Consider the following 14,218-nt stretch of genomic DNA (forward strand, 5'->3'; position numbering starts at 1 on the left):
CGATTGACGGCGACCGTCAATCGGGGCGACAGCCGCCGAGGCCGGCCGCAATCTGGGACGACCGGGGCAACCGCGGGCCTTCGGATTTCCCTCCCGTCGCGTGTTTCCCGTCCCGAGAGGCGACGAGCCATGAGCATCACCCAGCAGTACTTCCTCGACACCTACCGGGCCCGTCGGCGCGGCGAGCCGACTCCTCCGGCGCCCGGCGCGCACGACTGGCAGGTCGCCCGCGAGCTGCGCGACCTCCGGCGGTTCCGGGCGGTCGTGGCGGGCCGCCCGGCCCACGGGCGGATACGCCGGGCCCTGGGCCGGTGGCTGCGCGGACGGCGGCCGCACCCGGGCTGCTGACCTCCGTGCGGGTCGCGCGGGTTTCCGTGCGGGGTCGGCGGGTCGCCGGTCGCCCTGTGCGGTCAGCCGGGCAGTCGCTCGACGAACTCCCGGACGGCCGCCCGTACGTCCTGCGCCGTCCACTCCAGACCGCCCGCCGCCACCGTGACCTCGGTGAACGCGAGCCCCGGACCGCCCCGCATCCACCTGTGGGAGAAGAGCGAGGTCTTCGTCTCCTCGGTCTGCCGCAGCGCCGCGTCCGTGAGGACGTCCGGGTCGTACGGCAGCCAGACCTGGAACTGGTGGGTGTGCGGCTCTTCCGGGTGCACGCGCACCCAGGGGACCTTGGCCTCCGTGAAACCCTCGCGCAGGGCGGCGGCGACCACGCGCGCGTGGGCCACGTACCGCGGCAGCCGGGGCAGCTCCTGGTCCAGGCCGATGAGCGCGGCGAGCACCGTGGGGAACTGCTGGAGGATCATGCCGCCGTACCGGTGGCGCCAGGTCTTCGCCTCGTCGATCAGCGTCTTCGGGCCCGCGATCACCGCCCCGCCGAAGCCCCCGAGCGACTTGTAGAACGACACGTAGACGCTGTCCGCGAGGCCCGCGATCTCGTCCAGCGGGCGGCCGAAGTGCGAGGTGCACTCCCACAGGCGGGCCCCGTCGAAATGGACCACCGCGTCACGATCCCGGGCGGCCTCCACGACCTCGGAGAGTTCCTCCCAGGAGGGCAGCACAAAACCGGCGTCCCTGAGCGGCAGTTCGAGCAGCAGCGCCCCGAAGGGCTCCTCGAAGTCCCGTACCTCCTGGGCCGTGGGCAGCCGGGGCTCGTCGGTCACCCGCACCGGTCGCAAGCCGCTGACCTGGCTGAACGCCTGCCGTTCATGGACCTCGGGGTGGCCGAGCGCATGGAGTGCGACGGTCGGGTTCCCGGTACGGCCCGCCCAGCAGCGCAGGGCGACCTGCTGGGCCATGGTGCCGGTGGGGAAGAAGGCGGCCGCCTCCTTGCCGAGCAGGCCCGCGACCCGCTCCTCCAGGGTCTCGACGATCTGGCCGCCGTACATGTCGACGGGCCGGTCGAGGTCGTACACGCCCTCGGCGCCGTCGTTCAGCCAGGTCAGCCGCTCCCGGACCGTGGGCTGGTAGCTGGGCTGCCACAGCACGCGCCGGGCCGCCCGCAGCGCGGCACTCCGCCGCTCCCGCAGCCGCTCGGCCGCCGCTTCCGGATCCTGGCCCGCACTCTCCGGCTCCTGCCCCGCCGTCTCCGGGTCCTGTCCCACCGTCATCGGGTCCTGTCCCGCCGTCGCTTCCGCCGTATCGCTCATCCCCGGATGATGTCGCGCGCGGCCCCGCCTCGGCATCCTCGTTTTCCACACCCCCCGCGACCTGCGGAAACTCACAGCCTGTGGACAACGGAAACGACGCTCGAACCAATCGCGTTAACATGACGAGAAATCGTCCGGTACCCCGAGCGGACTGGAACGGAAGGCCGCCGTCGAGTGAGTACATTCCCCCAGCCAGACCCCAAGGACCGCCCCGCGCGGCTCACCGTCGGCGTTGTCGGCGCGGGCCGGGTCGGCCCCGCCCTCGCCGCGGCGCTCCAGCTGGCCGGGCACCGCCCGGTGGCCGTCTCCGGGGTCTCCGACGCCTCCAGGCGGCGGGCCGCGCTGCTCCTGCCCGATGTGCCGCTGCTCTCCCCGGCGCAGGTCCTGGAGCGCTCCGACCTGGTCCTGCTGACCGTCCCGGACGACGCCCTGCCCGGGCTCGTCGAGGGGCTCGCCGAGACGGGCGCCATCCGGCCCGGACAGCTGCTCGTGCACACCTCCGGGCGGTACGGCGCGCGGGTGCTCGACCCGGCGCTCAGGGCGGGCGCCCTGCCGCTCGCGCTGCACCCCGCCATGACGTTCACCGGCACCCCCGTGGACGTGCAGCGGCTCGCCGGATGCTCCTTCGGGGTCACCGCACCCGAACAGCTGCGCCTGGCCGCCGAGGCCCTGGTGATCGAGATGGGCGGCGAGCCCGAGTGGATCGCCGAGGAGTCCCGCCCGCTCTACCACGCGGCCCTCGCGCTCGGCGCCAACCACCTGGTGACCCTGGTCGCCGAGTCCATGGAACTGCTGCGCACCGCCGGCGTGGAGGCCCCGGACCGGATGCTCGGCCCGCTGCTCGGCGCCGCCCTCGACAACGCCCTCAGGTCGGGCGACGCCGCCCTCACCGGGCCCGTCGCGCGCGGAGACGCCGGCACGGTCGCCGCGCACGTCGCCGAGCTGCGCAAGCACGCCCCGGGGACCGTCGCCGGCTATCTCGCGATGGCCCGCGCGACCGCCGACCGGGCGCTGGCCCACGGTCTGCTGAAGCCGGAACTCGCCGAGGACCTCCTCGGGGTACTCGCCGACGGCGCGACCCTGCCCGACGACGGGAGCGACCGATGACCACCACCTTGCTGCACACCGCCGACGAGCTGCACGCGCGCGTACGGCGCGGCAGCCGGGCCGTCGTGATGACCATGGGCGCCCTGCACGAGGGCCACGCCACGCTGATCCGCGCCGCCCGCGAGATCGCCGGGCCCGAGGGCGAGGTCGTCGTCACGGTCTTCGTGAACCCGCTCCAGTTCGGCGCGGGCGAGGACCTCGACCGCTACCCGCGCACCCTCGACGCCGACCTCAAGATCGCCGAGGAGGCGGGCGCGGACGCCGTGTTCGCCCCCTCCGTGGACGAGGTCTACCCCGGCGGCGACCCCCAAGTCCGCCTCTCCGCGGGACCCATGGGCGAGCGCCTGGAGGGTGCCGTGCGCCCCGGTCACTTCGACGGCATGCTCACCGTCGTCGCCAAGCTGCTGCACCTCACCCGCCCCGACGCGGCGCTGTTCGGGCAGAAGGACGCCCAGCAGCTCGCCCTGATCCGCCGCATGGTGCGCGACCTGAACTTCGGCGTGGAGATCGTCGGCGTGCCCACCGTGCGCGAGGAGGACGGGCTCGCCCTCTCCAGCCGCAACCGCTTCCTCTCGCCCGAGGAGCGGCGCACCGCGCTCGCCCTCTCGCAGGCCCTCTTCGCGGGCCGCGACCGGCACGCCGCCCAGGAGGCCCTGCGCGCCCGGGCCCGCGAAGTGCCCGCCACACGCGCGCGTGCCGAGGCGCTCAGCGCGATCGGCGAATCCCGCGCCGCCGCCGATGCGCACGCGGTCGCCAAGGCCGCACCCGGCGCCCCCGCGGCCGTCCGCGCCGCCGCCCGCCTCGTCCTGGACGAGGCCGCCCGCCTCCAGCCGCCGGTGGTCCTGGACTACCTGGCGCTGGTCGATCCGTCCGACTTCACCGAGATCGAGGACGACTTCACCGGCGAGGCGGTCCTCGCCGTCGCCGCCCGGGTCGGGACGACCCGCCTGATCGACAACCTCCCCCTCACCTTCGGAGCCGCCTCGTGACCGGCACAGGCACAGGTACAGGTACACCTACGGGCACTGGCATACGACTGCACGCGCCCGCCCCCGGCTGGGCCCTCACCGCTGACGTGGTGGTCGTCGGCTCCGGCGTCGCGGGCCTCACCGCGGCGCTGCGCTGCGAGGCCGCGGGCCTGAGGACCGTCGTCGTCACCAAGGCCCGCCTCGACGACGGATCCACGCGCTGGGCACAGGGCGGCATCGCCGCGGCCCTCGGCGACGGCGACACCCCCGAGCAGCACCTCGACGACACCCTGGTGGCGGGCGCGGGCCTGTGCGACGAGAACGCCGTACGCATCCTCGTCACCGAGGGCCCCGACGCCGTACGCCGCCTGATCGAGACCGGCGCCCACTTCGACGAGTCCACCGAAGGCGAGCTGGCACTCGCCCGCGAGGGCGGTCACCACCGCCGTCGCATCGCGCACGCCGGCGGCGACGCGACCGGCGCCGAGATCTCCCGGGCCCTCGTCGAGGCGGTACGCGCGCGTGGCCTGCGCACGGTCGAGAACGCGCTCGTCCTGGACCTCCTCACGGACTCCGACGGCCGCACCGCGGGTGTGACCCTCCACGTCATGGGAGAGGGCCAGCACGACGGCGTAGGAGCCGTCCACGCCCCCAACGTGGTCCTCGCCACCGGCGGCATGGGCCAGGTCTTCTCCGCGACCACCAACCCGTCGGTCTCCACGGGCGACGGCGTGGCACTCGCCCTGCGCGCGGGCGCCGAGGTCTCCGACCTCGAATTCGTCCAGTTCCACCCGACCGTGCTCTTCCTCGGCCCGGACGCCGAGGGCCAGCAGCCGCTGGTGTCGGAGGCGGTACGCGGCGAGGGCGCCCACCTGGTCGACGCGGACGGCGTGCGCTTCATGGTCGGCCAGCACGAGCTGGCCGAACTGGCGCCCCGGGACATCGTCGCCAAGGGCATCACGCGGCGCATGCAGGAGCAGGACGCCGAGCACATGTACCTCGACGCCCGGCACTTCGGCGCCGACATGTGGGAGCACCGCTTCCCGACCATCCTCGCCGCCTGCCGTGCCCACGGCATCGACCCGGTCACCGAGCCCGTCCCGGTCGCCCCGGCCGCCCACTACGCCTCCGGAGGCGTCCGCACGGACGCCCGCGGCCGCACCACGGTGCCCGGCCTCTACGCGTGCGGCGAGGTCGCCTGCACCGGCGTCCACGGCGCCAACCGGCTCGCCTCCAACTCCCTCCTGGAGGGCCTCGTCTACGCCGAGCGCATCGCTGCGGACATCGCGCGGAGCCGCTCGGAGAACGGCATCCACGCGCGCGTGCCCGTACCGGTCCCGCACCCCGAGAAGCCCGCCCACCCCCTGCTCGCCCCCGAGGCTCGGTTCGCGATCCAGCGGATCATGACGGAGGGCGCCGGTGTACTGCGCTCCGCCGCCTCCCTCGCGACCGCCACCGGCCGGCTCCAGCAGCTCCACACCGACGCCCGCGACGCCCTCGACGAGAACGGCAAGACCTCCGAGCCCGGCGTCGACACCTGGGAGGCCACCAACCTCCTGTGCGTGGCCCGGGTCCTGGTCGCGGCCGCGCGCCTGCGCGAGGAGACCCGTGGCTGCCACTGGCGCGAGGACCACGCCGACCGCGACGACGCCGACTGGCGCCGCCACATCGTCGTACGGCTGAATCCCGACCGCACGCTGGCCGTACACACCACGGACACCGCAGACTTCCCCCCGACCCTCCAGCAAACCCCCGGCTCCCCCCGATCAGGTGGGACCCCCGTGCCCCAGCGCCTCCAGGAGCAGTGACAGCAGTGAGCACCCCCGACCTTCCCCTCGCCCAGAGCGGCGGCTGCGGCGACGGCTGCGGCTGCGGCGCCGAAGCGGACGACGACGCGTACATGGAGTGCGGCCTCGACCCCGCGCTCGCCCAGCTCCTCGCCGACGCCGGACTCGACCCGCTGGAGGTCGAGGACATCGCGAACGTCGCCATCCAGGAGGACCTCGACCACGGCGTGGACGTGACGACCGTCGCGACCATCCCCGAGGACGCCGTCTCCACCGCCGACTTCGTCGCCCGTGACGCGGGCGTCGTCGCGGGCCTGCGGGTGGCCGAGGCGGTCATCTCCGTGGTCTGCACCGACGAGTTCGAGGTGGAGCGGCACGTCGAGGACGGCGACCGGGTCGAGGAGGGCCAGAAGCTCCTCAGCGTCACCACCCGCACCCGCGACCTCCTCACCGCCGAGCGCAGCGCGCTGAACCTGCTGTGCAGGCTGTCCGGCATCGCGACCGCCACACGCGCGTGGGCGGACGCCCTGGAGGGCACCAGCACCCGCGTGCGCGACACCCGCAAGACGACGCCGGGCCTGCGCGCCCTGGAGAAGTTCGCGGTGCGCATGGGCGGCGGCGTCAACCACCGCATGTCGTTGTCGGACGCGGCGCTGGTCAAGGACAACCATGTGGTCGCCGCCGGCGGCGTCGCCCAGGCCTTCGAGGCCGTCCGCGAGGCCTTCCCGGAGGTGCCGATCGAGGTCGAGGTCGACACTCTGCACCAGCTGCGCGAGGTCGTGGACGCGGGCGCCGACCTGATCCTTCTCGACAACTTCACGCCCGTCGAGTGCGAGGAGGCGGTGGCCATCGTGGAGGGCCGGGCGCTCCTCGAAGCCTCGGGGCGGCTCACGCTCGAGGGCGCCGCGGTGTACGCGAAGACCGGCGTCGACTTCCTGGCCGTGGGCGCGCTGACCCACTCCTCGCCGATCCTGGACATCGGCCTCGACCTGCGCGAGGCGTCGACGGACCAGGCCTCGACGGACGAGGCGGAGTAGGACCCATGCTGCTCACCATCGATGTCGGCAACACGCACACCGTCCTCGGTCTCTTCGACGGCGAGGAGATCGTCGAGCACTGGCGCATCTCCACGGACGCCCGCCGCACCGCCGACGAGCTCGCCGTGCTCCTCCAGGGCCTGATGGGCATGCATCCGCTGCTCGGCGAGGAACTGGGCGACGGCATCGACGGCATCGCGATCTGCGCCACCGTCCCGTCCGTACTGCACGAACTGCGCGAGGTGACCCGCCGCTACTACGGCGACGTGCCGGCCGTGCTGGTCGAGCCCGGCGTCAAGACCGGCGTGCCGATCCTCACGGACAACCCCAAGGAGGTCGGCGCGGACCGCATCATCAACTCGGTCGCCGCCGTCGAGCTCTACGGGGGGCCGGCGATCGTCGTCGACTTCGGTACGGCGACCACTTTCGACGCGGTGAGTGCGCGGGGTGAGTACGTCGGCGGTGTCATCGCGCCCGGGATCGAGATCTCCGTGGACGCGCTCGGGGTCAAGGGGGCCCAGCTGCGCAAGATCGAGGTGGCTCGGCCGCGGGCGGTCATCGGCAAGAACACCGTCGAGGCGATGCAGTCCGGGATCATCTACGGGTTCGCGGGGCAGGTCGACGGGGTCGTCAACCGGATGGTGCGCGAGCTGGCGGAGGATCCCGACGACGTCACCGTCATCGCTACGGGTGGGCTGGCGCCGATGGTTCTCGGCGAGTCGTCGGTCATCGACGAGCACGAGCCGTGGCTCACGCTGATCGGCCTGCGCCTGGTCTACGAACGCAACGTGTCCCGCACCTAGCTTCCCTCGCCCCCGCCGCCCCTACCCGTCCCATCCCAGGGGCTCCGCCCCCGGACCCCCGCATCGCCCGAAGGGCTCGTCCTCAAACGCCGGACGGGCTGGGTGGTGCGGGCCGGGGTGGGTGGGCTGACGGGGGTGGGTGGGGATCGGTCTGCGAGTTCTCGTCCTCGAACGCCGGACGCTGGACGGATGCGGGCCGGGGCTGCGATGCGACCTTCGGCCGCGCCTTCAAACGCCGGTCGAGCCGAGGCTCTCAGGGGCGCAAGGAACTGCGCGCCCAGCCCCCACCGTCCCGCAGCCGCAAATCCCGCGTCGGCAGCGCCCCGTCAGGGGCGCGGGTAACTGCGCGCCCAGCCCCCACCGGCCGTCAGCCGAACGAACTCGGGCGGGCGGGGCATGCGGGGCGGAGCCCCGGCAGGGGGTGCCGTCGGGGACACTCACCCGCGGTCGAACCCCCGCCGACCCCCGGAGGGACACGCGCAGACGCTATGCGGATTTTGTCTGATTAGCGCGTATCGTCACCGCATGCCCACGCCCTACGGATCCCGCGGCGGCATGGCGTTCGGAGCACAGGAGCTGCGTGTGCTCCGTCGCGCTCTCGCCCTCGCCCTCCACCCCACCCCCGCCTCGGCCGAAGACGTCCAGGACTGCCTCCGTCTCGCCGAGTCCGTCGACGAGGCGGCCCGCGAGGGAGCCAGGCTCAGGGCCTTCCTGCTGGCCGACCTCGCCCGCTACCGGGCCGCCCTGCCCGGCACCGTCGCGGGCTATCTCGTCCTCCTGGAGGAGGCGCTCGGCTCGGGATACCGTCCCGACCCGGACGACCTCGCCGCGCTCCGGGCGCTGCGCGGCAACCCCACCGCCGCCGCCCTCCTGGACCGCTGCCACACCCTCGCCGAACAGGACGTCCGCACCCGCCTCGCGGGCTGCGGCACCACACCCACGGTCCCCGCCTCCCGTACCCGCCTGACGGCCCTGCCCGGCGGCCTGGCCGCGATCTCGGCCGCGGAGGAACCCGCGAAGAAGCCCGCGGGCAGCCCCGCCGCCGAGCCGCGGCCGCAGTCCCCGGCCAGGAGCCCGCGCCCGGACCGTCCGATCCCGACCCCGGGCGAGGTCTTCCCGCCGAAGCGCAAGCCCGCGCCGCCACCGGCGAACCCGCCGCAGCAACTCGCCGCGGGCTAGCTACTCTGGGGGCATGGACTATGTCTCCGCGCTGGTGCCCCCCGTAGTGATGGCCGTGTTCTTCATCGGGTTGATCGTGACGATCGTGAAGACCCAGGGCGGGGCCAACAAGTCCAAGGAGGACGCGGTCGTCGACGCCGCCCTCGCGCGCGCGGAGAGCGCCCGTCAGGCCTCCCCCGACATCAAGGCCTGAGGCGACACCAAGGTCACATGCCCCGGCCGACGCGGCCCGCGTCCCCGCCGGGGCACTCATCGGCGTACGACTCATACGTTCTCATACGTTTTTCGAGTCGTACGCCCTTTTTGTTGGTGATCTCCCACTATTGTTCTGAGCTGTGCCTCGCCCATTGGGAGAACTCGAAGACGCGGTCATGACGCGGGTGTGGAAGTGGAACCGCCCGGTGACCGTTCGAGAAGTCCTGGAAGACCTTCAACAGGAACGGTCCATCGCGTACACCACCGTGATGACCGTTTTGGACAATCTCCATCAGAAGGGCTGGGTGCGCCGGGAGGCGGAAGGCCGGGCCTATCGATATGAGGCGGTCTCCACACGTGCCGCCTACTCGGCCGCACTGATGAACGACGCGTGGTCCCAGAGCGACAACCCCGCCGCCGCTCTCGTCGCCTTCTTCGGCATGATGAGTGAGGAACAGCGGCGCGCGCTGCGGGATGCCGTACACATCGTGCAAGGCCCTGAAGAAGGCCCCGAACAAGGCGAGGGCGGCGGCGAAACACGTGTAACCCCTGATGCCGCCGACGAGAAGCGGGTCGAGAAGCCCGACGAGAAGCCCGTTGAGGCGTCGGGCGAGAAGCCGGGTGAGAAGCCGGGCGAGAACCCCGACTCCGGCCCGGGCGGTACCGGGCGATAGCGTCCGCCCATGCCAGCAGAGCATCCAGCACCGCGTCCCGAAGACTTCGCGAAAGCCGTCACCGTCCGGCGGGCCAGGACCAGTGATGTCCCGGCCGTGCGCCGCCTCCTCGACGCGAACGTCCGCCGTGGCATCCTGCTCGACAAAGCGACGGTGACGCTTTACGAGGACATCCAGGAGTTCTGGGTCGCGGAACGCGGCACCGGCTCAAGTACTGAGGTGGTCGGCTGCGGTGCGCTGCACGTCATGTGGGAAGACCTCGCGGAAGTCCGCACTCTCGCGGTGAACCCCGCGGTCAAGGGCGTCGGCGCCGGTCATCAGTTGCTGGAGAAGTTGCTGCAGACCGCCCGCTGGCTCGGCGTTCGCCGGGTTTTCTGTCTGACCTTCGAAGTCGACTTCTTCGCGAAGCACGGCTTCGTGGAGATCGGTGAGACGCCCGTCGACAGGGATGTCTACGCCGAGCTGCTGCGTTCCTATGACGAGGGTGTGGCAGAGTTCCTCGGTCTCGAACGAGTGAAACCGAACACCTTGGGCAACAGTCGGATGCTTCTGCATCTGTGATCGCCGGCGACTATTCCGTCCGACCGCCTTGCCCGCGTTCCCTATGTCCGAAACGCGCACGTTTCCGGTCTTCCAGCGGCCCCTGGGTCTCACCCAGGGGTTTGTGTTTTTCCAGCAAAAGCGGTTTGCTTTCCGACGTACTGCAGTACTGCATATATCAGGGGACGTGAAACAGCGGCAGACGCCGCAGGCCCTCGACCCTCAGTTATCGATGAAAGGAAATCCGGTGGCACAGAAGGTTCAGGTCCTTCTTGTCGACGACCTCGACGGTGGCGAGGCGGACGAGACCGTGACGTTCGCGCTGGACGGCAAGACGTACGAAATCGATCTCACGACCGCCAATGCGGACAAGCTCCGTGGCCTTCTCGAGGCCTACGTGAAGGGTGGTCGTCGTACCGGAGGTCGCGCTGCGGGGGGGCGTGGAAAGGCGCGTGTCGCTTCCGGTGGCAGCCAGGACACCGCGCAGATCCGCGCGTGGGCGAAGGAGAACGGTTACGAGGTCAACGACCGTGGCCGCGTTCCGGCGTCCATTCGCGAGGCCTACGAGAAGGCCAACGGCTGAGTCGAGGCCCATGGCCCAGTTGCCCAGCCAAGGTCTACGAGTAGGCCGGCGGCTGGGCGCACGCGCGTCGCAGCCGGACCCGGTGGCACTGCGTCGCCACCGTGTTCACGAGTCGTACGAGATCGGGGGCGCCCCCACCGCCCCCCACGGCCGACAGAGTCGGCAACGAGGGTTCCACCTCGCACCCCGGCTCGGGGGGCCGCAGCCAGACGGCGGCCCCCTGTGGACCGGACCCGCCGGGCCCGTCCGTCCCGGCCCCGTCAGCGGTGAGTGGCCCTTCGGGCACCCCCGGCGGCAGCGGAGCCTCGATGCTCCCGCCCGCGCCGATCGCCGTGAGATCGAGCGCCAGAGCGCCCCACTCCAGCCAGTCGAGCAGCCCCGGCAGCTCCTCCGCGCTTCCCGCGGCCACCAGTAGCCACATCCGCTTCCCGTGCCGCGCCGGCCACTTCTCACGCCGAGCCGCCGGATCCTCGCACGGTGCCGATCGGCTTGCGTGCAGTGCCACCGGAGAGACCGGTCCCAGGTGTCGCAGGGCCCTGACACCCGCCTCCGCAGGGACGTCCAGGACGTCGAAGCGCAGGCCGGCGGCCAGTCGTAGCGGCGAACCGGGCACTGTCGCCCAGCCGAGTTCGTTCTCGTACCACTGCCGCACCCGGTCGCTCGGGTGGAGCGGGCGGCGGGGGAGGGGGACAGTGGGAAGCATGTCAGGAGCAACCGTCAGAAGGGCTCCAGGGTTACGCTGGGTGTTTCGTCATGTGCGCTGAGTATCGAAAGAAAGGGCGTGTGGGGGCGATCGGTGGCGCAAGGATGTTCGCCCATAGCGGAGGGAACCGGTGCGCGCGGCATGGAGTGTCAGTGCGTGCGGGTAAGACATCCCTAGTGGGAAGGGCGACACGCATGGCTCGGGCATCTCACGTTCGCCATCGGCGTACAGCTGGTGAGGGTATCTGCCTGGCCTGCGGGAACATCGTCTCGCACCATCAGGTTGGACAGGATGTCGGCGTTCGGGGTCAGGAGGCCAAGGACGGTGTCGGCAGTTGGAATGAGCGGTCCCCGCTTGCGGGACTAAGCTGCGGAAGGACAGGGAGGGGAGCGTCCCCTTACTGCCTGACCGCTCTGAGGAGCGATTAACGATGTTCGAGAGGTTCACCGACCGCGCGCGGCGGGTTGTCGTCCTGGCTCAGGAAGAAGCCCGGATGCTCAACCACAACTACATCGGCACCGAGCACATCCTCCTGGGCCTGATCCACGAGGGTGAGGGTGTCGCCGCTAAGGCCCTGGAGAGCCTCGGGATTTCGCTCGAGGCGGTCCGCCAGCAGGTGGAGGAGATCATCGGGCAGGGGCAGCAGGCCCCGTCCGGGCACATCCCCTTCACCCCCCGTGCCAAGAAGGTCCTGGAGCTCTCGCTCCGCGAGGCCCTTCAGCTGGGCCACAACTACATCGGCACGGAGCACATCCTGCTCGGCCTGATCCGAGAGGGCGAGGGCGTCGCCGCCCAGGTCCTGGTCAAGCTGGGCGCAGACCTCAACCGGGTGCGGCAGCAGGTCATCCAGCTGCTCTCCGGCTACCAGGGCAAGGAGACCGCCACCGCCGGCGGTCCTGCCGAGGGCACCCCCTCCACGTCCCTGGTCCTCGATCAGTTCGGCCGGAACCTCACCCAGGCCGCTCGTGAGTCCAAGCTCGACCCGGTCATCGGGCGCGAGAAGGAGATCGAGCGGGTCATGCAGGTGCTGTCCCGCCGGACCAAGAACAACCCGGTCCTCATCGGCGAGCCCGGCGTCGGCAAGACCGCCGTCGTCGAGGGCCTGGCGCAGGCCATCGTCAAGGGCGAGGTGCCCGAGACCCTCAAGGACAAGCACCTCTACACCCTCGACCTGGGCGCGCTGGTCGCCGGTTCCCGCTACCGCGGTGACTTCGAGGAGCGGCTGAAGAAGGTCCTCAAGGAGATCCGCACCCGCGGCGACATCATCCTGTTCATCGACGAGCTGCACACGCTCGTGGGTGCGGGTGCCGCCGAGGGCGCCATCGACGCGGCGTCGATCCTGAAGCCGATGCTGGCGCGCGGTGAGCTCCAGACCATCGGTGCGACGACCCTGGACGAGTACCGCAAGCACCTCGAGAAGGACGCGGCCCTCGAGCGCCGCTTCCAGCCGATCCAGGTGGCGGAGCCTTCCCTCCCCCACACGATCGAGATCCTCAAGGGCCTGCGCGACCGCTACGAGGCGCACCACCGGGTCTCCATCACGGACGAGGCGCTGGTCCAGGCCGCCACCCTGGCCGACCGGTACATCTCGGACCGCTTCCTGCCGGACAAGGCGATCGACCTCATCGACGAGGCCGGTTCCCGGATGCGCATCCGCCGGATGACCGCGCCGCCGGACCTCCGCGAGTTCGACGAGAAGATCGCGGGCGTCCGCCGCGACAAGGAGTCGGCCATCGACTCCCAGGACTTCGAGAAGGCGGCCTCTCTCCGCGACAAGGAGAAGCAGCTGCTGGCGGCGAAGGCCAAGCGCGAGAAGGAGTGGAAGGCCGGCGACATGGACGTCGTCGCCGAGGTCGACGGCGAGCTGATCGCCGAGGTCCTCGCGACCGCGACCGGCATCCCCGTCTTCAAGCTGACGGAGGAGGAGTCCTCGCGTCTGCTGCGCATGGAGGACGAGCTCCACAAGCGGGTCATCGGTCAGAAGGACGCCGTCAAGGCGCTCTCGAAGGCGATCCGTCGTACGCGGGCCGGTCTGAAGGACCCGAAGCGTCCGGGTGGTTCGTTCATCTTCGCGGGCCCGTCCGGTGTCGGTAAGACCGAGCTGTCCAAGGCCCTCGCCGAGTTCCTCTTCGGTGACGAGGACGCGCTGATCTCCCTCGACATGTCGGAGTTCAGCGAGAAGCACACGGTGTCGCGTCTCTTCGGTTCGCCCCCCGGATACGTGGGCTACGAAGAGGGCGGTCAGCTGACGGAGAAGGTGCGGCGCAAGCCGTTCTCGGTGGTCCTCTTCGACGAGGTCGAGAAGGCCCACCCGGACATCTTCAACTCGCTGCTGCAGATCCTGGAGGACGGTCGTCTGACCGACTCCCAGGGCCGGGTCGTGGACTTCAAGAACACGGTCATCATCATGACGACCAACCTCGGCACGCGGGACATCTCGAAGGGCTTCAACCTGGGCTTCGCGGCCACGGGTGACACGAAGTCGAACTACGAGCGCATGAAGAACAAGGTGTCGGACGAGCTCAAGCAGCACTTCCGCCCCGAGTTCCTCAACCGCGTCGACGACGTGGTCGTCTTCCCGCAGCTGACGCAGGAGGACATCCTCAAGATCGTCGACCTGATGGTCGGCAAGGTGGACGAGCGCCTCAAGGACCGGGACATGGGCATCGAGCTCTCCCAGTCCGCCAAGGAACTGCTGTCCAAGAAGGGTTACGACCCCGTCCTGGGCGCGCGGCCGCTGCGTCGCACGATCCAGCGCGAGATCGAGGACACGCTCTCGGAGAAGATCCTCTTCGGCGAGCTGCGACCCGGTCACATCGTGGTCGTCGACACGGAGGGCGAGGGCGACACCAAGACCTTCACCTTCCGCGGTGAGGAGAAGTCGGCGCTGCCCGACGTCCCGCCGATCGAGCAGGCCGCGGGTGGGGCAGGACCCAACCTGAGCAAGGAGGCGTAGCGCTCGGCGCTCGCCTGAACGAAGGGGCTGCCCCGGG

At 71.1% G+C, this 14,218-nt stretch carries 14 protein-coding genes; 12 read left to right on the plus strand and 2 right to left on the minus strand.

Annotated features, from left to right (window positions below):
- The first annotated feature begins 129 nt into the window (after positions 1 to 129).
- Complete coding sequence (locus OG798_RS30220; RefSeq protein ID WP_328757989.1) at positions 130 to 348, plus strand: hypothetical protein; 219 nt, start codon at positions 130 to 132, stop codon at positions 346 to 348.
- Between the two features lie 62 nt (positions 349 to 410).
- Here OG798_RS30220 and OG798_RS30225 read toward each other — a convergent pair whose 3' ends face one another.
- A complete protein-coding gene (locus OG798_RS30225; protein ID WP_267062515.1) occupies positions 411 to 1,649 on the minus strand; it encodes a threonine aldolase family protein in 1,239 nt (412 codons plus the stop codon).
- Between the two features lie 174 nt (positions 1,650 to 1,823).
- On the opposite strand from OG798_RS30225, the gene OG798_RS30230 reads away from it, so the two are divergent.
- From OG798_RS30230 to OG798_RS30275, 10 genes are all read left to right on the plus strand, one after another.
- Complete coding sequence (locus tag OG798_RS30230) at positions 1,824 to 2,756, plus strand: Rossmann-like and DUF2520 domain-containing protein (RefSeq protein WP_075032433.1); 933 nt, start codon at positions 1,824 to 1,826, stop codon at positions 2,754 to 2,756.
- Positions 2,753 to 3,745: a pantoate--beta-alanine ligase gene (panC, locus tag OG798_RS30235; RefSeq protein WP_267062516.1), complete on the plus strand. Its 993-nt coding sequence runs from the start codon at positions 2,753 to 2,755 to the stop codon at positions 3,743 to 3,745. Before OG798_RS30230 ends, panC begins: the two co-directional genes overlap by 4 nt.
- Positions 3,742 to 5,532: an L-aspartate oxidase gene (locus OG798_RS30240; protein ID WP_097225178.1), complete on the plus strand. Its 1,791-nt coding sequence runs from the start codon at positions 3,742 to 3,744 to the stop codon at positions 5,530 to 5,532. The genes panC and OG798_RS30240 overlap by 4 nt, the downstream gene beginning before the upstream one ends.
- 5 nt (positions 5,533 to 5,537) lie before the next feature.
- Positions 5,538 to 6,548, plus strand: coding sequence for a carboxylating nicotinate-nucleotide diphosphorylase (gene nadC / locus OG798_RS30245; protein WP_095853290.1), 1,011 nt, complete (start codon positions 5,538 to 5,540; stop codon positions 6,546 to 6,548).
- Positions 6,549 to 6,553: 5 nt separating this feature from the next.
- Positions 6,554 to 7,351: a type III pantothenate kinase gene (locus tag OG798_RS30250; RefSeq protein ID WP_054237503.1), complete on the plus strand. Its 798-nt coding sequence runs from the start codon at positions 6,554 to 6,556 to the stop codon at positions 7,349 to 7,351.
- Positions 7,352 to 7,906: 555 nt separating this feature from the next.
- Positions 7,907 to 8,530: a hypothetical protein gene (locus OG798_RS30255; protein WP_267063891.1), complete on the plus strand. Its 624-nt coding sequence runs from the start codon at positions 7,907 to 7,909 to the stop codon at positions 8,528 to 8,530.
- 13 nt (positions 8,531 to 8,543) lie between these two features.
- The gene (locus tag OG798_RS30260) at positions 8,544 to 8,723 is read left to right on the plus strand and encodes a hypothetical protein (RefSeq protein WP_095853288.1); all 180 of its coding nucleotides are present in this window, start codon (positions 8,544 to 8,546) and stop codon (positions 8,721 to 8,723) included.
- Between the two features lie 142 nt (positions 8,724 to 8,865).
- Positions 8,866 to 9,399: a BlaI/MecI/CopY family transcriptional regulator gene (locus tag OG798_RS30265; RefSeq protein WP_121415425.1), complete on the plus strand. Its 534-nt coding sequence runs from the start codon at positions 8,866 to 8,868 to the stop codon at positions 9,397 to 9,399.
- A 9-nt stretch (positions 9,400 to 9,408) separates the two neighbouring features.
- The gene (locus OG798_RS30270; protein WP_095853286.1) at positions 9,409 to 9,960 is read left to right on the plus strand and encodes an amino-acid N-acetyltransferase; all 552 of its coding nucleotides are present in this window, start codon (positions 9,409 to 9,411) and stop codon (positions 9,958 to 9,960) included.
- Positions 9,961 to 10,186: 226 nt separating this feature from the next.
- On the plus strand, positions 10,187 to 10,522 hold the full coding sequence (locus OG798_RS30275) for a histone-like nucleoid-structuring protein Lsr2 (protein WP_095853285.1): 336 nt from the start codon (positions 10,187 to 10,189) through the stop codon (positions 10,520 to 10,522).
- Between the two features lie 34 nt (positions 10,523 to 10,556).
- Here OG798_RS30275 and OG798_RS30280 read toward each other — a convergent pair whose 3' ends face one another.
- Positions 10,557 to 11,225, minus strand: a complete 669-nt coding sequence (locus tag OG798_RS30280; RefSeq protein ID WP_267062517.1) for an SCO3374 family protein — start codon at positions 11,223 to 11,225, stop codon at positions 10,557 to 10,559.
- 430 nt (positions 11,226 to 11,655) lie between these two features.
- Between OG798_RS30280 and OG798_RS30285 the strand changes: the two genes are divergently transcribed.
- A complete protein-coding gene (locus tag OG798_RS30285; RefSeq protein ID WP_054237510.1) occupies positions 11,656 to 14,181 on the plus strand; it encodes an ATP-dependent Clp protease ATP-binding subunit in 2,526 nt (841 codons plus the stop codon).
- Positions 14,182 to 14,218: the final 37 nt, after the last annotated feature.

This window comes from Streptomyces sp. NBC_00271 (assembly GCF_036178845.1).
Classification (GTDB): domain Bacteria; phylum Actinomycetota; class Actinomycetes; order Streptomycetales; family Streptomycetaceae; genus Streptomyces.

Coding starts and splice junctions, on each gene's coding strand:
- OG798_RS30270 (WP_095853286.1), top strand. CDS start 9,409: ATGCCAGCAGAGCATCCAGCACCGCGTCCCGAAGACTTCGCGAAAGCC.
- OG798_RS30280 (WP_267062517.1), bottom strand. CDS start 11,225: ATGCTTCCCACTGTCCCCCTCCCCCGCCGCCCGCTCCACCCGAGCGAC.
- panC (WP_267062516.1), top strand. CDS start 2,753: ATGACCACCACCTTGCTGCACACCGCCGACGAGCTGCACGCGCGCGTA.
- OG798_RS30255 (WP_267063891.1), top strand. CDS start 7,907: ATGGCGTTCGGAGCACAGGAGCTGCGTGTGCTCCGTCGCGCTCTCGCC.
- OG798_RS30220 (WP_328757989.1), top strand. CDS start 130: ATGAGCATCACCCAGCAGTACTTCCTCGACACCTACCGGGCCCGTCGG.
- OG798_RS30225 (WP_267062515.1), bottom strand. CDS start 1,649: ATGAGCGATACGGCGGAAGCGACGGCGGGACAGGACCCGATGACGGTG.
- OG798_RS30285 (WP_054237510.1), top strand. CDS start 11,656: ATGTTCGAGAGGTTCACCGACCGCGCGCGGCGGGTTGTCGTCCTGGCT.
- OG798_RS30260 (WP_095853288.1), top strand. CDS start 8,544: ATGGACTATGTCTCCGCGCTGGTGCCCCCCGTAGTGATGGCCGTGTTC.
- OG798_RS30250 (WP_054237503.1), top strand. CDS start 6,554: ATGCTGCTCACCATCGATGTCGGCAACACGCACACCGTCCTCGGTCTC.